21 protein-coding genes and 1 pseudogene are annotated in these 25,039 nt (G+C 60.6%); 8 read left to right on the forward strand and 14 right to left on the reverse strand.

Annotation, left to right across the window (positions count from 1 at the left end):
- Positions 1-145 precede the first annotated feature (145 nt).
- From A3AC_RS0113915 to A3AC_RS0113925, 3 genes are all read right to left on the reverse strand, one after another.
- Positions 146-1,651: an acetyl-CoA hydrolase/transferase family protein gene (locus A3AC_RS0113915; RefSeq protein WP_025599542.1), complete on the reverse strand. Its 1,506-nt coding sequence runs from the start codon at positions 1,649-1,651 to the stop codon at positions 146-148.
- Positions 1,652-1,843: 192 nt separating this feature from the next.
- Positions 1,844-2,068, reverse strand: a complete 225-nt coding sequence (locus A3AC_RS31000) for a hypothetical protein (protein ID WP_025599543.1) — start codon at positions 2,066-2,068, stop codon at positions 1,844-1,846.
- Between the two features lie 169 nt (positions 2,069-2,237).
- Complete coding sequence (locus A3AC_RS0113925; protein ID WP_025599544.1) at positions 2,238-4,403, reverse strand: FUSC family protein; 2,166 nt, start codon at positions 4,401-4,403, stop codon at positions 2,238-2,240.
- Positions 4,404-4,602: 199 nt separating this feature from the next.
- Here A3AC_RS0113925 and A3AC_RS0113930 point away from each other — a divergent pair, with 199 nt between their 5' ends.
- From A3AC_RS0113930 to A3AC_RS0113940, 3 genes are all read left to right on the forward strand, one after another.
- Positions 4,603-5,589: a LysR family transcriptional regulator gene (locus tag A3AC_RS0113930; protein ID WP_025599545.1), complete on the forward strand. Its 987-nt coding sequence runs from the start codon at positions 4,603-4,605 to the stop codon at positions 5,587-5,589.
- A gap of 303 nt (positions 5,590-5,892) precedes the next feature.
- The gene (locus tag A3AC_RS0113935; RefSeq protein ID WP_025599546.1) at positions 5,893-7,593 is read left to right on the forward strand and encodes a hypothetical protein; all 1,701 of its coding nucleotides are present in this window, start codon (positions 5,893-5,895) and stop codon (positions 7,591-7,593) included.
- Positions 7,594-7,847: 254 nt separating this feature from the next.
- On the forward strand, positions 7,848-9,254 hold the full coding sequence (locus A3AC_RS0113940; RefSeq protein WP_025599547.1) for a PQQ-dependent sugar dehydrogenase: 1,407 nt from the start codon (positions 7,848-7,850) through the stop codon (positions 9,252-9,254).
- A gap of 253 nt (positions 9,255-9,507) precedes the next feature.
- Here the strand turns inward: A3AC_RS0113940 and A3AC_RS0113945 are convergent, their stop codons facing one another.
- On the reverse strand, positions 9,508-9,708 hold the full coding sequence (locus tag A3AC_RS0113945) for a DUF2905 domain-containing protein (protein WP_025599548.1): 201 nt from the start codon (positions 9,706-9,708) through the stop codon (positions 9,508-9,510).
- Positions 9,709-10,037: 329 nt separating this feature from the next.
- Positions 10,038-12,149 carry a protein-L-isoaspartate(D-aspartate) O-methyltransferase gene (locus A3AC_RS0113950; RefSeq protein ID WP_025599550.1) on the reverse strand — a complete coding sequence of 704 codons (2,112 nt, stop codon included), beginning with the start codon at positions 12,147-12,149 and terminating at the stop codon, positions 10,038-10,040.
- A gap of 831 nt (positions 12,150-12,980) precedes the next feature.
- Here A3AC_RS0113950 and A3AC_RS0113955 point away from each other — a divergent pair.
- The gene (locus tag A3AC_RS0113955) at positions 12,981-14,558 is read left to right on the forward strand and encodes a hypothetical protein (protein WP_025599551.1); all 1,578 of its coding nucleotides are present in this window, start codon (positions 12,981-12,983) and stop codon (positions 14,556-14,558) included.
- Between the two features lie 483 nt (positions 14,559-15,041).
- Here A3AC_RS0113955 and A3AC_RS29215 read toward each other — a convergent pair whose 3' ends face one another.
- From A3AC_RS29215 to A3AC_RS0113975, 3 genes are all read right to left on the reverse strand, one after another.
- On the reverse strand, positions 15,042-15,311 hold the full coding sequence (locus A3AC_RS29215; RefSeq protein ID WP_025599552.1) for a hypothetical protein: 270 nt from the start codon (positions 15,309-15,311) through the stop codon (positions 15,042-15,044).
- 535 nt (positions 15,312-15,846) lie between these two features.
- Entirely contained in the window at positions 15,847-16,128 is a 282-nt protein-coding gene (locus A3AC_RS29980; protein ID WP_442856507.1) for a hypothetical protein, read from the reverse strand.
- A gap of 292 nt (positions 16,129-16,420) precedes the next feature.
- Positions 16,421-18,037 carry an MFS transporter gene (locus A3AC_RS0113975; RefSeq protein ID WP_025599555.1) on the reverse strand — a complete coding sequence of 539 codons (1,617 nt, stop codon included), beginning with the start codon at positions 18,035-18,037 and terminating at the stop codon, positions 16,421-16,423.
- Positions 18,038-18,379: 342 nt separating this feature from the next.
- On the opposite strand from A3AC_RS0113975, the pseudogene A3AC_RS30400 reads away from it, so the two are divergent.
- The 4 genes and pseudogenes from A3AC_RS30400 to A3AC_RS0114005 all read left to right on the forward strand — a co-directional run.
- A pseudogene (locus A3AC_RS30400) lies at positions 18,380-18,475 on the forward strand (alpha/beta fold hydrolase); the annotation flags it as partial.
- Positions 18,476-18,941: 466 nt separating this feature from the next.
- On the forward strand, positions 18,942-19,922 hold the full coding sequence (locus A3AC_RS0113995) for a site-specific integrase (RefSeq protein WP_025599557.1): 981 nt from the start codon (positions 18,942-18,944) through the stop codon (positions 19,920-19,922).
- A gap of 31 nt (positions 19,923-19,953) precedes the next feature.
- Positions 19,954-20,607, forward strand: coding sequence for a hypothetical protein (locus A3AC_RS0114000; protein WP_156924615.1), 654 nt, complete (start codon positions 19,954-19,956; stop codon positions 20,605-20,607).
- A gap of 536 nt (positions 20,608-21,143) precedes the next feature.
- Positions 21,144-21,794, forward strand: coding sequence for a hypothetical protein (locus tag A3AC_RS0114005; RefSeq protein WP_025599559.1), 651 nt, complete (start codon positions 21,144-21,146; stop codon positions 21,792-21,794).
- 74 nt (positions 21,795-21,868) lie between these two features.
- Here A3AC_RS0114005 and A3AC_RS0114010 read toward each other — a convergent pair whose 3' ends face one another.
- The 6 genes from A3AC_RS0114010 to A3AC_RS0114035 form a co-directional block, all read right to left on the reverse strand.
- Positions 21,869-22,342, reverse strand: coding sequence for a hypothetical protein (locus A3AC_RS0114010; RefSeq protein WP_156924616.1), 474 nt, complete (start codon positions 22,340-22,342; stop codon positions 21,869-21,871).
- Between the two features lie 41 nt (positions 22,343-22,383).
- Positions 22,384-23,064 (reverse strand): hypothetical protein, encoded by a 681-nt coding sequence (locus tag A3AC_RS0114015; RefSeq protein WP_025599562.1) that lies wholly within the window; start codon positions 23,062-23,064, stop codon positions 22,384-22,386.
- A 269-nt stretch (positions 23,065-23,333) separates the two neighbouring features.
- Positions 23,334-23,546 (reverse strand): hypothetical protein, encoded by a 213-nt coding sequence (locus A3AC_RS0114020; RefSeq protein ID WP_025599563.1) that lies wholly within the window; start codon positions 23,544-23,546, stop codon positions 23,334-23,336.
- Positions 23,547-23,583: 37 nt separating this feature from the next.
- The gene (locus tag A3AC_RS0114025; RefSeq protein WP_035475142.1) at positions 23,584-23,934 is read right to left on the reverse strand and encodes a hypothetical protein; all 351 of its coding nucleotides are present in this window, start codon (positions 23,932-23,934) and stop codon (positions 23,584-23,586) included.
- Positions 23,900-24,556 carry a hypothetical protein gene (locus A3AC_RS0114030; RefSeq protein WP_025599565.1) on the reverse strand — a complete coding sequence of 219 codons (657 nt, stop codon included), beginning with the start codon at positions 24,554-24,556 and terminating at the stop codon, positions 23,900-23,902. The genes A3AC_RS0114025 and A3AC_RS0114030 overlap by 35 nt, the downstream gene beginning before the upstream one ends.
- Before the next feature lie 2 nt (positions 24,557-24,558).
- A complete protein-coding gene (locus tag A3AC_RS0114035; RefSeq protein WP_035475144.1) occupies positions 24,559-25,023 on the reverse strand; it encodes a hypothetical protein in 465 nt (154 codons plus the stop codon).
- Positions 25,024-25,039 lie beyond the last annotated feature (16 nt).

Here is a 25,039-nt window from a genome sequence, read left to right on the forward strand (position 1 = left end):
CCGCAACTTTTGCCTCCCGCCTGAGCATTGCCGGTAAAACGACTCCAGATCACGCAGTCTGCGACGGCGTTGCTGGCCGTCGCGGACGAACGGAGCTTTGACCAGCGCTACATCGCGACAACGGCCGGCCCGGCGAGTTTCCGGCTTATTCCAGTGCCGGCAACATCGAGCCGGTGTCGCGCAGCCGCGTATGCAAGGCGAACGCCCGATCCAGTCGATGCGGCGTCTGCCCTCCTCCCTTCAAGGCCTCCCGATAGTAATCGCGAAGCACATCGCGATACAGCGGATGCGCGCATTTCTCGATGATCAGCGTGGCGCGTTCGCGGGGCGCCAGGCCGCGCAGATCGGCAAGTCCCTGCTCTGTCACGACCACATCCACGTCGTGTTCGTTGTGATCGCAATGCGGCACCATCGGCACCACGCTCGAAATGCGGCCGTGTTTCGCCATCGACCTAGTCGCGAAGATCGCGCACGACGCGTTGCGCGCAAAATCGCCCGAGCCGCCGATGCCGTTCATCATGTGCGTGCCGCCCACGTGCGTCGAATTCACGTTGCCGTAAATGTCGAATTCCAGCGCGGTATTCAACGCAATGAGACCAAGCCGCCGAATGACTTCCGGATGGTTGCTGACTTCCTGCGGACGCAGCACGAGGCGCTCGCGATAGCGTTCAAGGTCGCCGAAAACCTGCGCCTGCCGCGGAGCCGACAACGTGATCGACGCACCCGAGGCAAACGTCACCTTGCCGGCATCCATCAGGTCGAAGGTCGAATCCTGAAGCACTTCAGAGTAAATCTCGAATGGGTCAAAAGGCGAATCGACAAAGCCGGCCAGCACCGCATTGGCGATCGTGCCGATGCCGGCCTGCAACGGCGGCAAGCGCCGGGGCATACGCCCGCGCGACACTTCGTGCTGGAAAAACTCGATCAGATGTCCGGCGATCAGTTCAGTCCCGGCATCCGCCGGCAGCACGGTGGACGGACTGTCGGCCATGTCGGTGATAACAATCGCCGCGATCTTTTCGTATGGGATTTCGATGGCCGGCGTGCCGACCCGGTCTTGCGGATGCACGATCGGCAGCGGCTCACGGTTCGGCCTGCGGCCTGGAATCCAGATGTCGTGGAGTCCTTCGAGTGCGAGCGGCTGGGCCAGATTGATCTCGACGATAACCTTGTCGGCGAGAATCGCGAAACTGGCCGAATTGCCGACGGAGGTAGTCGGCACGATACCGCCAGTTTCTGTGATCGCAACGGCTTCGATAATGGCGAGGTCGAGTTTGCCGAGCTGGTTTGCGCGCAGCATCTCGACCGTTTCAGACAGATGCTGATCGACGAACATCACTTCGCCGCGGTTGATCGCATCGCGCAGTGTCTTGTCCACCTGGAACGGCAAGCGGCGCGCCAACACATGCGCCTCGGTCAGCATGCGGTCCACGTCATGACCCAGCGATGCGCCCGTCATCAACGTAATGCGCGGCGGCTTATGCTGCTGACGCGCGCGCCCGGCAAGCGCGACAGGCACGGCTTTGGCGTCCCCGGCGCGCGTAAAGCCGCTCGCGCCGACACGCATGCCGTCCTTGATCAGAAGTGCCGCCTCGGCGGCCGACGTAATCTTTGCGCGTAACGGGGCGCAGCGAATCCGGTCTTCGTACATGAAACTGAGTCTCTCCATAGTCAACCCACCAGTCTACTGGTGCGCACGTCTGTGGGGTGCTTCGCTCAGTAGCCAGATTGTCGCACCCGCCGCGGCGTCTCGATGGGACGGCGTCGCGGCAAGGTGTTTCGTCGTGCGTCAATGGCTCGCGACAGTTCTTGCATGTAGTTCGGCGCTCACGCGTGGCGCTGCCTAGCTGCCGAAAAAGATGTTGCAGTAGCTCACGGGCCCGACGCACTCTTCCTGCCTGGCCGCGGGCGCGGCGACTCGCCGCTTCGTTTGTCCGTCGGCGGCATTCGCGGCGCTCTGCGCATTCGTTTTGGCGACCTGTTGTTCCGCGGCGGCCGGAGCCGCTTGTGCGTGAGCGGCAACAGCGGACAAGGAACAGGCAATCAGGGCAATCTTCAACACATTCATTTCGTTCTCCAGAACTTACGATTACGTGCCGTGGAAGTCTCCCGAGGGGACGACAAGGCAGTAAGGAAACTATATGACTGCCACGTACGCAGATAAACGGGGCTACACGAAAGTGATCTTTCCATCCCGTAGAAGGATCGGACTCTCAGCTAATCCGGGCACGTGTCGATCAGCCCGCGTTGAACGGTGCGTCCTTGTCGAGCAGCGCGGTTCGGATGAAGTGCAGGCAACTCAGAATGCGCTGCAGGTCGTGACGTTTGTCACGATCGGCATGAACCGCTTGCAGCATGTCCTGCGCAAGCCACGTCGCTGAGCGTACGGATAGCAGCGCGCGATCGAGACGACGCCTGTCGGGCCGCTCGAAGAGTGCTGCGAGGTCGTCGCGCATGTGGACAATGGTGATGGTCCAGCGTGGATGCAATGCGTTAGCGTAGTCGGCGCGCGCGGCTTCGTTACGAAGGTCGATGACGGCGTGCCCCACTTCGAGCGTCGCCAGCATCCAGCGCAAGACGTCACGGCGGCGGCGCGAGCGCCGCGTCAACAGCACGCGCAATTGGGCGGTCAGATCGTGGGTACTCGACTGGAAGCGCTGATTGAGACCAGGCAGTTCCTCCTTGCACGCGCACACCACTTGAGCGCGCAGATCGTCCGTGATTCGCCCGACAAGCCATGGCATGTCGGCGGGGAGAACGACTGCGAACGCAAGCGCAGCCAACAGCATCGACGCAGTGAGCGCGATGCCGTTGTTGATGAGCAGATCCGGCGCATAGGTGAGCACGTTGTCCGGTCCGGCGAGCAGGCAAAAGAACACTGAAAAGCCGATCCCGTATCCCGTGGCTCCCTTACGCGTTGCGATGAACGCGCCGAGTGCGAGTACAGGTGCCAGCATCATGCAAAGCAACGGGAAGCCGTCGATGTTGGGATACACATAGCAGGTGAACAGGTAACCGGCCATGGTCGCAAAGGCGGCGCCGAGCGCCATCTGCACGGCCATCCTGGGTGCGTTCGGCGCGGTGGACGTCAGCGCGCACACCAGCGCCGCGCCGATCACCGCAAAACCGCCGCTTGGCCAGTCCGTCGCGATCCAGAACCCGCCGGCGCTCGCCATGACTACAGCGGATCGGACAAACGTGAACGCGACGACAAAACCATTCGTTCTGCTCACGTATCGGTTCGTACTGCGCGGCTGGCTTGCCAGTTTGCGCCGGGCCAGAGAAGCGTAAGTCTCCGAATACCGGATCCATTCGTCGACGAAGCGGTAAAGCAGTTCTGCCGCAGTATCGAAGTCGGCCAGGGATTCGGTCGATGCAGTTTCCAACGGCCTCCTGGTTTCGCGTACACGCCGCGGCAAGCTGGCCTGGAACTGCCGCAAACCGGCTGCCATACGCGAGGCGTCAGCGCTGGTTGCGGGCTGTGGCGCCATCAGCGCGGCGAGTTCGCGGAAGTATGGCTGAATCGCCTCGACCATCGTAGCCGGATGTTTTGCGCGCAGCCGCTTCAGCAGTTGATGCAACGCATGCAACCGTGTGCAGCTATCCATGAATTCGCCGTTAAGGCGCCCAAAATGCTGACTGCGCGAACGCATGGCCGGATCTTCAAAGGCGGCGAAAATGCGAGTCGCTTCGAAACCCACGATCTCGTCGACGAGATCCGCAAAGCGACGCTCGAACTGGCCCCGCTCGATGCCGCGATTCAGCGCGTCAGCAGCGAACGCAGTAAAATTCCGATACCGGATGTGGAGCGCGCGCTGCAGTGCGAGGCTGGATCGCTGGGGCATGACCAGTGCGCTAACAGCGCTCGAAGACACGATGCCGACAGCCACCTCTGCTGCACGCGTGAGCGCCGCCAGAAACAGATCATTCGGCATCATCACGTTGGGGATGCCGATGAGCGCAGCGGTATAACCCGCGAGAACAAAGCCGTACCACCGGAAATGCCGATACCGTACCGCTGCCGCGATGCATGCACTCACCCAACCGGTCATGCCGATCATGTACAGGTCGGGCTGCTGAACGAACAGCGCGCCCAGCACCAGTGCCGCGACCGTCCCCACCGCGGTGCCGAGAATCCGGTACAAGCTCTTGGCGAGCACCATCCCGCTGAACGGCTGCATCAGCACGAACACTGTCGTCATGGCGATGCGCGGCTGCGGCAGATCCAGTACCATCGCAATGGCTAGCGCCAGCAGGCCCGCCGTGACCGTTTTCAGCAGATGCAACCACGCGAGACCATCACTGGCCGCCCAGTCCCGAAAGGCCGCGCTGACGGTTTGCAGCATGACGCTGCCGTGCTGGGGCGAGTCCGACGTCGGTTTGATCGCATGTTCGCGTTTCATCTGGAAGCAATGCGTCCCGGTCTGTCGCTGGAAAATGTGCCGGCCAAGACTGATCGCACCGGCAGACAAGGCGCCGATTGTAGGAGCATGCCATGTGCGCATTAAGGCGACAGGCGCGGAACCTCTCTTCCAGATTGAACAACAATCCGCGCCCCGCCGAGGCGGACAATACCGTTCCCGCCGTGAAATAGAAGGATCGATGGATACGTTACAAAATATGCGAGTGTTCATTCGCGTGGTGGAAGCCGGTAGTTTTACCGCCGCCGCGCAATCACTCAATTCAACGACCGGCGCGATGTCCCGGGCGGTCTCAGAACTCGAAGCTCATTTGCGCGCCCGCTTGCTCAACCGCTCGACGCGACGGCTTGCGCTTACCACCGCGGGCGAGCGTTATCTGAAGCGATGCCAGCAGATACTCGCAGACGTCGACACGGCGGAAGAAGAGGCCAGTTGCGCGCACGAGCGCCCAACCGGCGCATTGCGCATGCACAGCTTTGCCAGCATTGGGCAGCACTATGTGCTGCCGGCTATTTCGCGCTATCGCGCGCAGTATCCGGAGGTCACAGTCGAGCTCACAATGTCACAGCGCATGCCAGATCTCTTCGAAGGCAGCGCGGATGTAGCGGTTATCGGTGCTTCCACTCTGCCCAATTCAGACCTTGTGTCTCTTCCGCTAGGAACGACCTTTAGCATTCTGTGCGCATCGCCGGCCTACGTGCACTCGCATGGCGCGCCGCAGAAGCCGGCCGATCTGGCGCGTCACGAGTGCCTCATTCTGCACACGCCAGCGTTTGCGCCGCACGAGTGGGTGCTGGACGGCCCGAATGGCAGCGAAACGATGCAGGTGAATGGACCCGTGCACGTGAATATCGCGGAGTCGTTGATCGTCGCGATTCGCGAGGGAATGGGTATTGGCATGGTGCCGCTTTACGCGGCGATTTCCGGATTGCGTGATGGCACCTTAGTGCGCGTGTTGCCCGAATATACGCTTCAGAAAATGCACGTTTACGCGCTGTATCCATCACGCAAGTTTATAGATGCGAAGACGCGGACCTGGGTGGAGTTCTTGCGCACCCATCTGCCAAAAGTCATTGCACGCGATGAGGCGCTGCTCGCCGGGATCGGTCGAACGTCTGTCGGCGACGGCGCGGTGCCAACATGCCAGCTTCAGATGACTGGTCACTGAGCCGCAATCCAAAGACGTTCAAAGGGTGAGACGGGACGACTACTGAATCAAACGCGAACGATACATATGATTCGCCGAGCGTCATCCGTCCGGTCGATGCCGGCTCTACATGACCCTTTTAAAGGGCTTCGACACGTGCCGACCGACAAGTCCCGACGGTCAGGAGATCTATTATTTCAGTACCCTGAAGCGCTTTGCCGGTACCGAAATTTCGCGAGCCGGTAGAGCTTCTATCTGGCTACCGGGGCCAGATTAATCACCCATCGACCATCGGCGGCCGCTCGATCGGTCCGGGAGAGGCTCATGAACCGTTCATACCAAAGCCCGACCTCATTGCGCCACTGCGCCATGATGACCATGCTCATGGCAATTTGCGTTTCCTGTGGCGGCGGGGGCGACTCTGCCAGCACCCCTGGCGCGGGTGGACCGACGGGCGCCGCGCCCCCGACGGCTGGCGCACCACCGGCAACCGGAAGTGGAAGTAGCACGTCACCGCCGAGTACTGACGTGCTGACTTACCACAACGATGTGGCCCGGACGGGTCAATATCTGGCCGAGACAACGCTGACACCTGCAAATGTCAATCCGACGACTTTCGGCAAGGTGGGCTTCCTCCCCGTGGACGGCAAGGTCGACGCACAACCGCTCTACGTCAGCAATCTTTTCACGGGTAGTGCAACGCACAACGTCGTGTACGTCGTTACCGAACACGCGAGCGTGTACGCGTTCGACGCGGACACCAACGCGCAGCTCTGGCAGCGTTCGCTCCTCGGCTCCGGTGAAACGACCAGCGACAACCGCAATTGCAGCCAGATCACGCCGGAGATCGGCATCACGTCAACACCTGTGATCGATCGGACGCGCGGCCCGAGCGGCGTCCTGTATACCGTCGTGATGAGCAAGGATGCGAGCGGCGCGATTCATCAGCGCCTGCATGCGATCGATCTCTCCACAGGGGCTGAAGCACTTGGCGGTCCGGCCGACATCACGGCCACTTATCCAGGCATGGGCGCAAACAGCAGCAACGGCGTCACGGTGTTCGACCCGCAGCAATACGCAGAGCGACAGGCTCTGGCGCTGGTCAACGGCAATGTGTACCTTGCATGGACCTCACACTGTGACCAGGGGACCTACGGTGGCTGGGTGATGGCCTACAGCGCGGATACACTCGTACAAACGAGCGCGCTTAACCTCACACCGAATGGCTCTGAGGGTTCGGTGTGGATGAGCGGCGCAGGCATGGCGTCCGACGGCGCAGCGCTGTACCTGCTCGACGCAAACGGCACGTTCGATACAACACTGAATGCACAAGGCTTCCCAGTGAGTGGCGACTATGGCAACAGCTTCCTTAAGCTGGCGACATCGCCAAGGCTCGCCGTGGCAGACTATTTCGCGAGCTTTGACACAGTCGCGCAATCGGCAAACGACGTGGATCTCGGCTCCGGAGGCGCGCTGGTTCTACCAGACCAGGTCGATACGAACGGCGCGACTCGCCATCTCGCCGTCGGGGCCGGGAAGGACTCGAAGATTTACGTCGTCAACCGTGATGCGATGGGCAAGTTCAATGCGACTGCAAACATGATCTGGCAACAAATCGATGGCCAACTGTCAGGGGGCGTTTTCAGCATGCCCGCCTTCTACGGCAACCGCGTGTATTTTGGCGCGGTCGCCGACAATTTAAAGGCGTTTCCGGTGATCTCAGCGCGCCTCGCAGCCACACCTGAGTCACGCAGTGCTGGCACGTTCGCTTACCCTGGCGCGACGCCAAGCGTCTCCGCCAACGGAGCGACCAATGCGATTGTCTGGGCAGCCGAGAACGGCGCAGTCGGGGCGCTCCATGCGTTCAGTGCCGAAGATCTCGGTCGGGAACTTTACGACAGCAATCAGGCAGGTACGCGGGACACGTTCGGCGCAGGCAACAAATTTATTACACCGATGATCGCGCACGGACACGTGTATGTCGGCACAACCAACGGCGTTGCGGTATTCGGGTTGTTGAAGTAAGCGGTGGTATCGATGAGGCGGCCTCGGCGCCATAATAGGCCGGACTAACAGGCTCGCGCATCCAGCGCTTTTCCAGGCGAGCACGGGCCGGCTCGAGCTCATCCCCCATTCGGTTTGCCTGGCGAACGGTGACAGTCTTTTGTCCGCCGCCCGCCGGAGCACGGCCCACTATTGAACGATCTGCGGCGCCGAAAGCAAACGATTCACGCGGTGCGTGGCGCTGCCTCACGGTTCGGTCCGTGCGGGAGGACAAAGTGTCGCTCTATATAAAAAACCGGGTAAGCCAGAGCCGCGTGATCGCCGCGCTGGCACTGTTGCTGACGCTACCGTTGTTGACCAATGTGGCGGACGCAGTTCCCCCGCGCGCTACTGTCCCCAATGCCGCGGCCGACGCTGCTGTTGCGCAGGCGGTTACGTGCCAGCCCACTTACATCACCAGGCCGCAACCCACCCTCCCAAAGGGTTTTACCGAACACGTTTTGTACAGCGGCTGTCTTAACCAGCCGACCGCGATAAGTTTCAACGGAAACAAGACCAGGGTTTTCGTTGCCGAAAAAGGCGGCAGGATCTGGAACTGCGACTTGTCAGCGCCTACCTGTTTGCTATTTGCCGATCTGAGCGGCGAAGTCTGCAATGATTCCGACCGGGGACTGCTGGGGCTTGCAGTCGATCCTCAGAATGATGGGAATGTCTACGTGCTTTACACCACGCCACCTGCTACAGGGGCGTGCAGCGGCAACGTGCTTACCCACGGCCAACTTTCTCTTTTGACAGGGACGGGCGAAACGAAGATCCTGCCCGCCGCAGGATCGAGCAACGAGACCTGGTGCTTCTACTACACGTCCCACAGTATTGGCGACCTGGCCTTTGGCACAGATAACAAAACGCTTTATGTCAGCGCCGGTGACGGCGCAAGCTTCGACCAGGTAGATTACGGTCAGTTGGACAAGGCTTGCGGCGATGGCACAAATCTGCCGCAGGGGGCATTCCGCAGTCAGGGCGTTTCGCCCTACAGCGATGGCGTCATTCTACGAATAGCGAATCCAGGCACGACAACCCAAAGCATAGCTATGGTTGCAAACGGCCTGCGCAATCCTTTCCGTTTTGCCCGCGTGCCCAGCACGGATGAACTGTATGTCGGCAATGTGGGTTGGAACACCTGGGAGTCCATCGATCACGTGAGCGTCGCCGGCCAGAACTTTGGATGGCCGTGCTACGAAGGATGGAACCCCAGTAACAACTCCGCTGCGGCTCCGCAACCCGACTACCAGAGCACTGCCTACTGCGGGAGCGTTGGGGGTATCACCGCGCCGTTCTTTGCATACGCGCACCAGGCTTACGTTACGCTCGAGGACAGAAAGGGAAAGTCCTGCGGCGGCAAGCCGTCCGGCGGAGGGCCGGACCAGAACGGCAGCGTGCTCTCTGCCATTGGGTTCACTGACGACACAAGCACGACCTATCCCGTCCAGTTCAAGAACGCTCTGTACTTTGGCGATCTGCTCCGGAAATGCATCTGGACAATGCAGCCTCCCGACAACACGCCTCAGACGTTTGCAAAGAGTCTGCAAGGAGGACCGGTGGATTTGAAAGCTGGTCAAAACGGAGACCTTTTCTACGTGGACCTCGTTACCAGCACGGTAAGGCGAATTACGCACAAGTAGGAGGGAGATTCTTCTGCCCCGTCCGCAGCTTAAGCGGAATGGCGGTTCGGTGCGCCAGAGCCGACATCTGAGCGTCCAGGCGACGATCGGGCGAATGACGGCTCGTCGCCGACTGCGCCTGCTCAGATGCCGCGCCACAAAGCTGCGCTGACCTGGACAAATTCTTTCGCCCCGCGGAAATCGACTGTACGCGTTCAGTACCTCGCAGAAAGCATTGTTGTGCCCCGACGCCGTTCCGACGCGAAAGCCGCGCTCAGCGCCGCAAGAACCATAACAGCGCGGATACCACGACCGAAATCACGATGCACGTGACGATCGGGAAGTGGAAGTTGAATCCATCGCGGACGATATGAATGTCGCCAGGGAGCCGACCGAACGGAATGCGCGCGAGCCAGTGCCATCCGACGCCGGCAAGAATGCACAGTACGCCAACGACGATCAGGAATCTGTTCATGGGGCGCAGTCACAAACGGTAGCCAATGGCGCCATCATAGAAGAGAGCTCGCAAGGCGGCAGCACGGAACCTGGACCGAACCTGGCAGCAGATGCAACGGCGCATCTGCTTGACCTGCCGATTAAATCCGCGCATGTAGTTTAGTATTACTATCGTTCTTTCCAGGGCCCGGTGCGGATACCTTCCGGCAAGTCGCACAATGGGGGAAAGCGTCGGGTCGAACGGACTGGGATGAATCTCACAGCGGACCGCACGGCGATAGCATCCATCTTTCAGCACACCTGGTTGTCGCGGGGAGCCAGTCGAGCGTTCTCGCGATCAAGGCCGCTTCAGACGCCGAATGGATACAGGTCGGGCGTGCGTTCGGTCGCGCGGGTGGCAAGCGGCTCGACCGCGCGTGTCGTATCAAACCATACGTACGCATCGAATTGCTCGGGCAGCACGGCTTCCGCATAGTGGCTATGCAGCTCGCTCTCGGGGCGGTAGATCACGCCGATGAAACGTTCGAGCCGCGCTTCCTTCAACCGATCGCGCAGCAACGGGGCCGCGCCGCTCGACAGATCGAGGACACAGCGCGGCTCGCCGGATCTGTGGAACTGGTACTCATAGCTGTCCTCGCGCGAGGGCCGTACGGCCTTTATTTCCATCGGGCCGTCCCAATCCGACGCCGCCGCGACGGCACCCGCGTGCGTGCCGAATCCGATCAGCGCGGCCTCGTCGCCAAAACGTTCGCGGCATAGCTGACCCACGTTCAGCTCGTTGCGCACGCGGCCCATTTCGGTCGCGGCTGCATTGCCGACGTGCGAGTTATGCGCCCACACTACCGCGCGGCTGGCAGGGCCTTGCGAGTCCAGCAGGCTCTGAAGCGTCTCGAACATGTGCGTGTCGCGCAGATTCCAGGTCCCGGCGGAACTGCGATACATGGTTCTGTAATAGCCCTCGGCCGATGCAACAAGACGCGCGTTCTGCGTGGCGTCGAACCAGCGGTCGTTGTCGCCGTGTGACTGTTCCAGCCGCTTGCGCAACAGATCCTGTAACTGCTCGACCACCGCATTCTCGCAAGTTGCGAAGCCCGCCGAAAACACGGCGCGTCCGTACACTTGCGGGTCCTTCTGCCAGGGCGTGAGACAGCCGTAGCGTTCGCGTGCGACCTTCGCGGCGTCCGGATCGGTGTGATCCAGATAGTCGAGCACGGCGGCAATCGATGCCGACAGGCTGTACATGTCGAGGCCGTAAAAGCCGCAGGCTTGCGCATCGGCTGCCGCTTCGACGCGTTTGTTGCGTTGGACACTTTCGTTATGCGCGCGCAGCCAGCGAACGAAGGCCGCGAACTCCTCGTTTCTCCACATCCAGACCGGAAAACGCTGGAACGGGGGCTCGTCGGTGCGCGGCTCCTGCGAGCGCACATAACTGTTGATGATAGCGGCATCGGGCCAATCGGCTTCTACGGCGACAATCGTGAAGCCATGCCGCTCGACAAGGCGCTGTGTGATCGCCGCGCGCGCCCGGTAGAACTCCGAGGTGCCGTGGCTGCATTCGCCAAGCAGCACGACGCGCTTCGTACCTAGATGATCGAACGCATCGGCGAAGCTCCTGTCTTCCGGCTCAGGGAGCGGGCGCGCAGCGGCGGCGATCAGCTCGGCCAGCGGCTGCGGCCGCGGCGTCCGGGACGGCTTTGCTGGCTGTCGTCTTTGCTGCTGCTGGATTTCCGGCGGCCTATGCGGTTGGTCAGCGTCTTCGTTCAACGGGCTTTCCGATTGGGCAGCGCCCTCATCGGGCCACCCTTGCTCGCCGATCAACGAAACGAAATGCACGCCGCCCAAATCTTCTTCGTCGAACTGGGTGTCGCTGCGGCGTGTCAGCTTAACGAGCCGCTGCGACTCTCGCGACGCGCCCACGGGCATCACGATCCTGCCGCCGATTGACAGCTGCTCGCGCCATGCGGGCGGCACATCCGGGCCGCCGGCGGCTGCGATGATTGCATCGAATGGCGCGCCAGCTGCCCAGCCCCGCGTGCCGTCTGCATGATGTACGTCCACATTGTCAAAGCCGCGCTCGCGCAGCGCATGGCGCGCGGATTGCGCAAGCGAGGCGCGACGCTCGATGCTATCCACGTGTGCGCTGAGCCGCGAGGCCACCGCTGCCGCGTAGCCGGAGCCGGTGCCGACATCCAGCACGCGGTCTGCCGGCGCGAGTTCCGCCGCCGCGAGCATGCGCGCGACGATCACCGGCTGCGAGATGGTCTGCCCATCGGCCAATGGCAACGGCGTATCGCTGTATGCGAATTCCGCTAACTCCTGCGGCACGAACAGATGCCGCGGGACCTCGCGCATTGCCTCGAGGACGCGCGCGTCGCTCACGCCGCGCGATACGATCTGGCTCTCCACCATCTGTTGCCGCGCTTCGTAGAAGGCTTCGTCGCCCGTTATTGATTCATCCATGCTGGACTTCCATAGAGCCCTTGGCCCGGTCCGACATTCATTATGCCGAGGCTATTGCACCGCACCCTTTCGCCTAAGCCCGTGCGCGCGAGCGTAATCCTTACAATGCTGCTTCCTGCTTTTCGCATTCGTGCGCACAGGCCTCGCAGATCCCAGCGGCGCAGTGATCTCACACCACGGCGCATCCATGGCACGCTGAACCGCAGCGCTGAAACAGCTCATGGATCATGCGGCTCCCGGTTAAACCTATCGGATTTCGGGAAACTTGAGAAAGTGACTCGAGCGCTGCACGTTCCAATTCTGGTCGACAGCAAGGCTTGTTCCGGCCTTTTTTGGACGGATAGTCTGCGGCGGACCTGCTGATGGAAGCTCATCGGCAACGCCTCGGTGATGAGCGTATAGGCCGGCTCTGCTCACACCTGCGAGGCGGCGCACTTTCGCTGATTGATAAAAATTTGAACGAGCCTTCCTCATTACCAACCCGAACCGGACACCCTCCCCCGCCTTTCCTAAGAAGAAAGGCAATTTCTCGCCTGTCTCCCCGCCTCCAGAAAAATTCATACTATTTGCCGCGAACGCAGTAGTTCCCGGACCACCGGCCGATATACAAGTAGGAATTGCAGCCTGCACGATCATGACCGGCAAAAATTGCTGACTCCCTCAACGTGAGATCTGCGCCGAGTGCGTAGCGCAACGAGGGCTCGCTCTCAGCATCGCCAGTCATGCGCGCTCAAGCAGGCCAAATCCGCGGCGGGGTTTGGAAAACGATGTTCTTGATCGTTAGCAGCCCGAATCAGATTCATGAGCTATTTATCGATCGAGAAGGTCACCATGGTTAAGCGACGTCAATTCATTGGAGGGCTGGTTGCCCTCGGCGGAAGTTATCTTCTTAGCGCGTGTGGCGGAGGTGGAGGCGAAGACAGCGAAGTTGGCGCGAGCGCTGCGAGCGGCAGTTCCGCCGCGCGCGCCACGGCGCGCAGCAGCGCCTCGCCTTCGGCAAACGGCACGGCCATGCCGCCCGCCAGTTCGATCATCGACGGCGCGGGCGCGGTCTGGACCATCACGGGCGGCGTGCTTTATAAGAACGGTGCAGTAGCGGGAAACAACTATAACGTTGCGCTCGCCATGTACTACACCGGTGCCGTCTACGCTGAAAATACGTCCGGCGAGTTTTATCAATGGAGCGGCACGGGTTGGATCAGGTGCGCTGATCCCCGGCTGACAGGCGGCACTTCGGCAGACGGCACCACGATGCCGTCGGCGCCTTACATCATCGACAGTACGGGCGCCAAGTGGACCCTTGTGAATGGCATCGCGTACAAGAACGGCGTGGTGGCGGGCACGAATTACAACGTATCGCTCGTGCTGTGGTACGGCGGCAAAATATACCTGCGCAATACCGGCGGTCAGTTTTATGTCAACGCCGAGGTCAAGGCTCAATGGCTGGCTTGCTCCGACCCGCGCATTGCTACGGCGCCGGCCGCGGGTTCGTTCTACGGCATTAACGGTCACCACGACTACCTGTACACGCCCGCGCAACTGGTCACTATCCTGAAGACGATGGGCTGCACGACCTATCGCGTCGGCTGCACGGCGGACTCATCGCAGCTCGGCCCGGTGACCAACATCGCGCAGACGTTGCAGACGGCGGGGCTTCAGGTGTTCGCATTGATCCAGCAGGGGATCTATCAGAGCGACGGCACTCTCTTTGCCAGCGAATCGGCGGCTTACAGCGCGGGCTTCAGTTCCGGCTCCACGGTCGCTCGCGCGCTGATGCCATACGGCGTGACGATGTACGAATGCGGGAATGAACTGACGCGTGACAAAGCGATCATTCTCGACGACACCAACGCCGGCACGAAGGCTATCGACTTCAACAACGCCAACTGGCCGCTTCTGCGCGGCGTCCTGCGCGGCATGATAGACGGCGTGAAGTCGGTACAGCCCTCGGCGAAGTGCGGCGTCAATTTCTGCGTGAACGATATCGGCGCATCCGACGCATTGTGGGAAGGCAGTCAGCCCGACGGCAGCAGTGGTTACGCCAAGGTTCGTTGGGACATCACCACCTGGCATAACTACGAAGTTTACGGCGACATCTTCGCTATTCCCACCGACGGCCAGGGTCCGGGGTTCGATCTGCCGACGTACTGCAAGGCGCGTTATGGCGTCCCGTTCATCATCAGCGAGTGGAACGCGGGTCCGGAGCGGACGCAGGCCTATCGGGCAAATTACATCACGAGCCAGTTGAGCGAATTCTATTCGGCGAGAAAGACGCACAACATCCAGTCGGTCATGTTGTACGTGCTCGATAGCGGAAACGATACATACGGCATCATGCTCGACGGCACGCCCATCAATCCGTCGTACAGCGCGTTTACCGGCTTTATAAAAAGCAATCCGGACGTGTGAGCAGGCGAGCCCCGTGATCGACTGGCCAACCTTGAGGACCTTGCGCGGGTGTTGGTAAGTTGCGGACGATGTGCGAAGCGGAGCAGATCGCGCGACCGGCTGCGCGCAAGTTGAAAGGACGAACTCGGCAGTGACGTTCTTCATTCCTCGCTATGGTTGCAATGGCTCCCCCTACCCCATCCATCCGCTATTGCCATCGGCGGTCGCGCAGGTCAATCCGGGTCCTCGGCTCGATGCTGTCGAGCATTTGCCGTGCCTCATTCGCGTCCCGCACCGGCGTCCTGCCTTTGGAATGGCTGGGGCCGCGCACCGACGCAGCGGGTTGTCCGGGACGATCTGGCCGGTGACCAGCCAGTCAAACAGGTGGCAGATCGCCGCCAGGCGTTGCTTGACAGTCAATGCCGGCAGCGTCTACGTCTGCCGCTCGGTCCACGCGTTGACGTGCAGCGCCTGCACCCCGGAAAGAACGTGACGCCGGCGTCGTTACACGCCCAGGATCCTGCCGACCGTTTCATTGAACTCGGTCGTCGCTTCATCGATAGCCTCGTCGGCCTCGTCATCGAGATTATCGACGTTCGCGTCGATCACCTCCTGCAGGGTCAGGTACGCAGCAACGATGCTGTCCAGCTGGTCGCTGGCGACCCGGGAATAGACGGCCTCGCCGAGCGCTTCCATAAAGTCGCCCCGGCTTCCCCCGATCAGGCCGTCCGCGTTGTTTTCCAGGTCGTCCTTGAACTGTTCGACGTCTGCCATGCTTTCCTCCGGAAGATCAGTACAGCGTTGCTGGAATAAGGCGTGCACCAGCAAGGCTTGCGCCTGGTGAGACGGTTGCAGGACCGTCATACCTGCGCCGACGCACCACGCAAATAGTCACCGCGGAGTTCAACTATTCCTCCTTGATGGTATGACCCACATCGTCTGGTGGGAGCAGCACGACCGCGAAGCCGCCGTCGATGCTCGCCTCGAACTTCTCGATGACAGCCCCGCCCTGGCTGGCTTGCTCATGCAGAATGAGCGGCCGAGCGCGGGCAGCCCCACGCGCAAACGGGCGCTATCCGGCCAACCGGCGGGAGCAGGCCGGGCGGCACGAGCGTCCGCGGGGCGCCCGTCGCCGCAGGACGCCGGCGGTGGCGCAAAGCAAGGCCATGGCGCCCGCTAGTGCGCGGCGCCGACAACGCTGGGCGGCGCCCCGACGCGTGTGCCCGCTGAGGCTCCGTGCATGTCAGCCCGAACGTCCGCGATTTGAGGGTACGTCCCGCGCATGCAGGACGTACGCGAGATCTGCAAATCACGCCTCAGGCTTGCCGCCGACAGTATTTCCCTGTTGCCAGGCGCGTTTGCCCTCTTCGGACAACTCTCCGCAACTGTGGGACGCGTCCGGCTTTGTGCCATCCACCGCCATTTTTCCACCCGGCTGTTCCTGCGCCGGGACCCTTGTGCCAGCGCGCTGTGCCGCACGATCATCCTGGGTGCGGCCTGCATACGTTTCAGTTGCCATTTCAAGCTCCTCCAAAAGACCATCATCGTGTGCCAAAGAATCCCATCGGTACGACGCCGCAGCATTGAACATCTGGGCAACGTCCGTTGCTGCTCCAGCATGCCTCACATGCAAGCGCCGCTCCCGGCAGTGCCGCACCGTCGGGCTTTAGCGGAATGATGGCACCAGTCGCCTCGTCAACTGGCAGATAACGACCCGCCTCGTTCACAGCAGCCTTTCATAGTGACCGTTCGTGGCTGTTCTGTGACGCCGTGGCAGCCGCCTGCACCGCGCCCCCAATTACAGGCAGCGTACCGACGAAGTCGAGTGGCATGCGATTCTGGAGTCGCATCGGCAGCAGACGCGTCCGGCGACGCGAAGCACATCACTTGCGGGGCCGGATGGTCACCACCGCGAGACCCGCTCCGGCGAGCGCGCACACAGCGGACACCAGCGCGACGGCACGCAGTGCGTCAGCGATGGCGTCAGCTTCTGCCAGCGCCACGGGTCCGCGGAGCGGTGTATGTGCATCGCCCGCTGCCGCCGCGGATTGCGTGTCCGGCTCCAGCAACTTCCCGGTCTGGCGTGCGTCCTGCGGCACATGCAACTCATCAAGCCGCGCGGATAGCATCGCGCGGTACGACCACACGAACACGATCCCGAGCACAGCAATTGCCAACAGGCTCGCCACGCGCGCAATAGCGTTGTTGATGCCCGACGCGATGCCTGCGCGATCGGCCGTCACCGAGCTCATGACGGTCGTGGTCAGCGGCGCGACGGTGATCGTCATGCCGAGCCCGAGCACGGCCAGCGGCGGGAAGAACCCCGCCCAATAGCTGCCGCGCACAAACGGCAGCGCCAGCATCGCGAACCCGATTGCGGCGATGCCCGGGCCAGCGGTCAGCAGCGCGCGCGAACCGTAGCGGCTCGTCAGGCCGCCGGTGAAGCGCGATAGCAAACCCATAATGACAGGCACCGGCAGCAGCGCCGCACCAGCTTCGGTCGCGGTGTAGCCATGGGCGCGGATCAGCGTGAACGGCAGGAAGAAGAATGCACCGCCGAGGCCGAAGTAAAGCAGCAATGTGATGAGGTTGGCACCTGTAAAATCGCGCGAGCGGAAGACGTCGAGCGGCATCATGGGCTGATGGCTATTCGCCTCGATCATCAGGAATGCTGCGAGCACTAGCAGGCCGGCGCCAATCGCGCACAATACGAACGGATCCGCGAAACCGCGCGCGGAAGCCTGGGTCAGGCCGTACGTGAGTGCGGCGAGTCCCGCCGCCGCGCTCAGCGCGCCGGGCCAGTCCGCTCGTTGGGACGCATCGAGTTTGTGGCTGTTGGGCACCGACGCAATTGCGAGCGCGATCGTCACCGCTGCAAACGGGACGTTGAGAAAGAAAATCGCACGCCACGACAACGCGTCCACGAGCCAGCCGCCCGCCACCGGTCCCACCGCCGATGTGATCGCGCCGACGCCGGCCCAGGTGCCGATTGCCTGTCCGCGCGCTTCGCCGTCGAATACAGCGCCGATGATCGCGAGACTACTTGGTACGAGCAGTGCCGCGCCGATGCCTTGAACCGCGCGCGCGGCGATCAGCGCAAGCGCATTCGGCGCAAACCCACAAGCGGCCGACGCGAGCGTGAAAAGCGCGATGCCGGCGATAAACACCGTGCGGCGGCCGAACTGGTCGCCCATCGATCCGCCGACCAGCACGAGGGACGCGAGAAAGAGCAGGTAGGCGTTGACGACCCACTGCACCGCTGCGACGCTCGCGGCGAACTCGCTCTGAATGGCGGGCAGCGCGACGTTGACGACGGAGCCGTCGATGAACGCCATGCTTGAGCCGAGAATCGTCGCGGCGAGCGCAAGACGCTTGCGCCGGCACGGGTGGTCGACCGCGGCAGGCTGCGTGCGAATGAAGAGTTCGTCGCACGGGCTCGCTTGCGCAGCGATGAAGTGCGTGTTCTTCGGCTCGCTGTCGAGAAAATCCGGGTTGGCCAAGCTCGCTCCCGTGCTGATCGATGATGACTAGCATAGCAACTGGAGCCTGGGGCCGCTCATGCGACCCTATCGAAGGGTGATAGGACCTGTTAGCAATATTGCGGCTAACCGCGCGTGGAGCGGCCGGCTACCTGGCGTTGTAGTGGCCATCCGTCGCTTGTAGACCGAAAGCGGTCTCCCGAACTTCCCCTGAACAGTCATTCATCGGGCCGGAGTTGGAGTTGAATTTCCTGTACGTCGCCGCACCGATGAAGCCGATCTTCGCTAGCTCACGCACGAGTTGCGTGGCTGATGCAACGTCCTTCATGTTGACAAGCACCTTACGTGCACGCGCATGCCGGGCGCGTGCTCAGCTTCGTCGACATCGAAGGCAATATCGCGCCCGAAGACTGCTTTCTGAGTCGACAGATCGTCGAACATCCGCGGGAAGATGCAGAGAACCTCGCACGAAACTTCGCTTCATTCCGCTGCTGCATTGAATCGGTGACGGCCGCCATCTAATAGCGTGAAAGCCTGGAAGCCGGCTTTGCGGTGAAAATTCCTAGCCGCGTTAGCTGGTGGAGCGGAGATCGGGCCATGGTTGCATACCCATCGTCTGACGGACATGGGAGACAAAATGCAACGAAAGATACAACGATAAAAGTCCGGGTTCAGGCGGTAGCCGGCGGACTTGCCCGGGCGCTCCAGCAACAACAAAAAACCCGTAGAGCCAATAGCTATACGGGTTTTCGGGTACTACAGCAGATCACTATGGAACTGCCGGAAGCAAATCGCGAAACGGAATGGTGGGTGCTGAGAGGCTCGAACTCCCGACCTACGCCTTGTAAGGGCGCCGTGAAACCCAATAGCCACGCACTTCTTGCTCCGTTCCTGCGTCTTTAGGACTCAAGAAAGGACGCGAACCATGCCAACTATCAGCAAGCGGGCGAGCCAGACCGGCGAAATCTCATATCAGGCGAAGTGCAGACGCAAAGGGTTCCGGACCCTATCGAAAACGTTCTCTGATAAGAAAGACGCTATCAAGTGGGCGCGCGGAATCGAACGAGCGTGGGACACCGGCGAACGTGTCGCCGCTCCCGCGCCAGTGGACGAAGCGACCGTGGCCGACATCCTCCGTCTGTACGACACGCGCTGCGTTCCCTCTCACCGAGGCGCGGCGGACGAGCACGCCCGGATCGCCTTTTTCCTGAAGCAGCCTTTCACGCGCGTCCGAGCTGCGGCCCTGACCTCAGAAATTCTGGCCGACTACCGAGACCAGCGCTTGCGCACCGTTAAACCGGGCACGGTCCTCCGTGAGCTAAACATAATCAGGGCGGCGCTCAACCGTGCATGTCTGGAGTTCGGGATCGTGGTGCCGGACGTTCGGATTAGCCGCCCTCGTGCCCCTGCCGCGCGTGACCGGGTTCTTAAGGCTGATGAACAAGTCAAATTGCTGGCTGCGGCTCGCGCCTCTGGAAATACATATCTCGCGCCGGCCATCGAGTTCGCGCTGGAAACCGCGATGCGCCAAGGCGAGATTCTGGCGCTACGCCGCGATGCGATTGATTGGGACCGACGCGTGGCCCGGTTGCACATGACGAAGAACGGAACGCCGCGCGATGTGCCGCTGTCTTCGAAAGCGATAGCCGTCCTGCGCTCGCTGCCGGAAGGTACAGAGCGAATGTTTGCGCTAGGCGACATCACGCACAATTTCATCCGAGCCGTTCGCCGCGCCGAAATACCCCACATTCGGTTTCATGACCTGCGGCACACCGCCTGCTCCCGGCTCGCGCGCGCTGGCCTGACGACCGCGCAGTTGAGCGTGGTGAGCGGTCACAAGACTCTGGGCATGTTGCAACGCTACGTCCACCTATCCGCTGACGACCTCGTGAACGTGCTCGGGTAAGCAGTCCCGTAGAAGTCGCGCGGCTTGGCTGATGACCGTGCCGCGCGCCTGCGACTTCCATGAGCAGGCGCGGTTTGCTCGTCCCTTGCTACATTGCTCGATCCCTCTGACGTGTGCGAAACTCGCTATTGCCCCAAAATCGCGTGAGGGGTGGCTTTGGCATACCGTTGCCAAACCAAAAATCCGGGGGCACTCCATGCGGCGCATCCTCGCGGCAATCTTAGCGGCGTTGACCATGTTGTCTGGCCGCGCAACAGCGCAATCGGGACCGACCGATGTTGAGTTGAAGGCCGCGTACTGCTTGGGGGTGACCAAAACCACTCAGCCGATTGCCAGCCAAATGTGGGCCGATGTCCAAGCCGCTCACCAAGATACTCTCCCTGCTGGTGTGGTCATCCGTCGGAACTTGGACGAGCAAAATGATCGACTGAACCGCCTGCGGGCATATGTCCTGCCCAAGCTAATGGATGATCAAACGATGCAGATCGCGATTGCCGAAAAGCGCGGAGAGAGCGACGCATTGCAATTGCAAAGTCCAGGCGTATCGCAATGCACGTCACAATGTAAGGTGCCCAGTCAAAACACACCCGACGAGATGGCCAAGTTCAAGTCGTGCCTGGTCGCGTGCTCGCTCGCCTTGCCGCGCATTTGGTCGTGTAACGATACGTCTTGGCTACCGTACTAGGCGCACGCGCCCTGTGACTTGACTTGCCTACTTCGTATGGGCTGCAAGTAGGCGAGTCCCTTGGGAGCCCCGCGTAGCCTTTGAGTGTTGCCGCGCCAGACGTGAACCGCCTCTAGAGGGTGGTTGCTACATCTCGACCGGCTGTTGGACAAGCGTTGCGGGTTGTGCTATTAATCGTCTTACCCAATAGTGGGGTTTCTTTAGGAGGGCATATGTTGACCCAATTTTTGAATTCCCCAACCATTCGCGCTGGCGGCATCCGGTGAATGTCTGATCCTACGGGGTGATGTACGGGGAAAAACGTCAAATTCGACAATCCGACTGCTACCTTAACAGGCGCGACCAGGACCGAATCCACTAGACGATGCCGAGGATGGTGGAGCGTAAGCATAAGACGGGAGACGGCGGGTCAGACCGCCTGCGATCAAAGGGAACCCAGCGGGCGTGACGCCTGTTGGATAATTCTGATGACCTGCGCCGAATAGGGCTGTCTCCTTCCCACCTCTTCCTTCAAAGCCGCAGACCGTAAATAAAACATGGCCGATCTAAACGCCGCGCTCGTCGCGTTCGCGGGCGTACTTGTGGGCGGGTACTTTAATAATTTCCTAGCTGAAGACTTCCGGCGCTTTCGCGACAGCCAGGCGCTCGCCGGTGCGTTGGCTGGCGAACTCGAATCTCACGCGAGTGGAATACCGCTTCTGAAGAATATTCTTACGGCTCTTCACGCACGCACGAAAACTGGCGCCGAACTGACCCTGCGCGAAACGCCGGAACCGGGAAGCCCTGTGTTTGAGGCCTGCGTGGAAAAGATCGGCGGGCTTGGTCCTGACTTGGCGAACGGCGTTGCGTTCGTGTACGAGCAGATTCGAGCATTCCGAAGCGTGATGGCTTTGCTTGCAAAGCACCATAAGGAAGAGTCGGCTGAATGGCGCACCTCGATGATCGCAAGTGCGTATGACCGCCTCAAAACTGCGGAGGACAGAGGCACGCCGCTAATCGAGCAACTGAAGAGCCACGCAGCCGCGTCCTACTGGAAGCGGCCTGCAACGTTAAAGCAGTGTTGCGTCGGGCTGCTATGCGTGGCGTTATTAGTCGGTGCGACGGTTCGATACTCGGGCGGATCGGAGCACGGCGAGCAATGCACGACGACCCTCGATCAAGGCGCTCAGCATACGGTTTGCAAGTAGGCGGCCCGGAGAAGTCGCGCGGCTGGTGTGGTGGCTTAGCCGCGCAGGCGCAAACGCCTTTATACGGCGGTTGCTCACCACGCTGGATCGTTCACTTTTAACGTTCCGGCGCTCGTCACGTATTTATAGGGGCGCTTGTCTGCGTCCAGCCTTTGCCGCCAAGCAGTCGCGACCTCAACCTTGCCCGTTGAAAGTTCCGCATAGTAGGTGTTCGCTTCTCCGATCTTTCCGATGATCCCGAAATTGACCGTGCTGGCGCGGATCAAGTCTAGGTCTGCGCACAACAGTTCGACGCGAAAGGACATGTACTCGCGCTGTTGCAGCCATTTGAGCTCATCCTCTTTGGTGACCATATGGTGCAAAAACACCGCTACGGCAACTATTAGAGTGGCCTTGTACGCCCAGTACGGAATGCCATCCATGGCCAACCATAGTATGGACAGCCCCACACACGCTACGCCGCAAATAACGACGAGCAGAAAAATTTTGCCAACGGGCACGCGGCCAAAATGAATGTCTCTGACTCTCTCGAAGGTTCTTTTTCGCATGTCGTCCGTCCCGTCACCGTTGGTCCATTATTCAACGCGTTTTATCTCGCAATAAATTCAGCCACTGCCCGCGTAATCACCGCGCGACGCAAGACATCGAATTGCTCGGTTCCCAATACTTTGCGAAGCTGCGCGTCTAGCGCTGATTGCGCCAACTCTTGGCTTACCTTTTTCCCCTCCCATTCCGGGAAACCCATTACTTCGGCCAAGCGCATATACATACGCTTTATGTGCTCGCCGCGCGCTTCTGCATCCGGTTCGCGGCGAGTCGATTCAACATATCCGGCGCTGGCACCGATCTCACGAAACGCTTGTTCGAATCTCTCTAGGCTGTTATCGGTTTCAGTCGTGATCCAAAGCGACCATTTGCGCCGAAGGCGGTACAGGTCTCCGGCATTCTCCAAGACCTTTTCGGTCGGCCCATGACGCAGAAGAGTGTCGAATGCTTTGCCTGCGCTTTCAGCGTAGCTCTCGCAAAACTGAACGTACTTGTCGAACGCGACATTTGCCATGTGCGAACTTGCCGAGTCCGTTGCCATTTTTATTCGCTCACGCTGCCCCTGAGCGCGCTGCTGCCATAGCGCAAGGCCGACCGCCACTGCCGCGCCGGCCAGACCGCCAAGGAATGACCATACACCGCTACTGATTCCATCTCCAATCGCAGACGCGGTCGCGCTGGCCGCATGAATCGCGCTGATTGCTATTGCCGCAGATGCCGTCATGTTTTCCGTTCTTTGTAAGCGTGGTGGTCACATACATTGTACGGTTTGCGGCGCGGCCTAAAAGGGCATGGAGCGAATAGCGAAGCCGGATAGACCGCGCTGTGTGGCGGAATCGGTGTCCGGCTGGTTCGCGGCTAAGGCGGGAAGGATACGAGATGGGCGGTGCGCCAGAACGGCTTACAGCCAGCTTCTAGCACACCACGCCCCTCGAAGGCGGTTGCATGTGCTATGCGCTTGGGATTAGCGCATAGCGGGACGCGCACGGGACTTTACTCAGCCGCGCCTGTTTCCGATTCGACAGGCTCATCTTCCGGAGCGCTCGCCGCGTCAGCGATACGATGTGCGACGCGTTGGGCGTGAGCTTGCGCCTGCCTGTGTGCCAAGTCGCCTGCCGCGATCTGATTGAGCAGCCGATTGCCGTCCGTGTGACGAACGACCTTCGCGCCGTTGGTCGGTCCTTTGTATTCGACGTTTATGTTCATTACTACGTACTCCTCTTGGTTAAGTGAAAACTGACGTTCAGCGACGCGTCAGCACCGACATGAGCCAGTCCGTACCGCGTCGCACTCGTTGCATCTCTTCCACTTTGCGTGCCGCCCTTTCCGCTTCGGTCATGACCTTGACCGGGCGATGCGTGGACAAGCTGTGAATCGGATCGACGGAGTCGCGCCCGCTGTCGAAGAATGTGCGTGCTGGCTTCTTCGGTTCTTCGGTCGCGGGCTTCGGTGCTGCTTTTGGCGCTTCATCTTCAGCCTTGGCTTTCGACTCTGCCTTGGCTTTCGGCTCTGCCGCTGCTGGCGCAAAGAATGTCACTGCGGTTTTATGCGTCTCAGCTTCACTCTTCTTCGCTCGTTTCGACACTATGCCCATTGCTCACTCCCTGTTTCGTCTGTGATACATGTCTAGCCAAGAACGCCTCGGCTTCAGGTGAACCCGGATCGGGATGACGGCATACGAGCAGTTCGCCCACGCACCATCGCAGCACGAGTTGCAGCGCGGATATATCCTCATCGCTCAAGCTATTTACCCATGCCGACCACCCAAACCAACCCGGAAACCAGAAACAGACCGCACAGCCATTGCCGTCGTTGAACTCGCCTTTATCGTCCGCGATGCGGTCAAACAAATCGTTCGACACGTCATGCACCATGCTGTAGTACAGAAACTTGATGACCCAATCGCCCCAGAACTTGCACGCTCCGACAAGTTGATCGAGCCAACGTGCGCTCGCGCCTCTTGTCGCGTGATAGACCGGGCTGAGGGTGTTGGCCGGGTGGTTTAGGTAATGCCCGCTCCAATTGCACGGATCGAACCGATCAATCATCCCGGTCTTGCAGCGCTCGCTCTCTGGCAAACGCTCTTCGCTGTCGTACATCTGATAGAAGTCGTTGAGCGAGTGTTCTGCAGCGTTCCGAAAAGCGGCATATGCGGCACGGTTTGCGACACGTCTGCCGTCTTCCGCGAGAATGTGTTTATATTCGTTCGCGTCCATGATTAGTGCGTTTGTTGCGACGCTCTCATCGCGTAGAAGTCTTCGAGCGTGTGACCAATCTTGCGCTTCATTCCGTCATCCAAATCGAGATAGCCGCACATGGCGTTTAGCGTGTTGATGGCGTTTAGGCGCGTGGTGTCCCTTACACGCGGGTCTTCGATCAGCTTGAGCAGGTTATGGACCGCCTTGTTTTGGGTCCAGAGGTCACTCTTTACGGCCTTCGCCGCCAGCGCCTTCTCGAAGCGAGCCTTGACGTAGGGGTTGGCATCCGCAGCACGGCCTAACTGGTCCACGTTGTGAAGGCTAACGCGCAGGCGGATGAGTTCGAACGCGTCGATCACTGCCAGATCACGTGGAATGCCCTTTACTCGCGATTCGATGTATGCGTCAAATAGCTGATGGAACCGCTGCGCGTAATCCGGGTCAGCAAATTCAAACGGGTCGTATTCGGTTTGGTGATCGTCCATGATTGTCACACTATTG

The organism is Burkholderia sp. WSM2230 (assembly GCF_000472445.1).
In the GTDB taxonomy this organism is placed as follows: domain Bacteria; phylum Pseudomonadota; class Gammaproteobacteria; order Burkholderiales; family Burkholderiaceae; genus Paraburkholderia.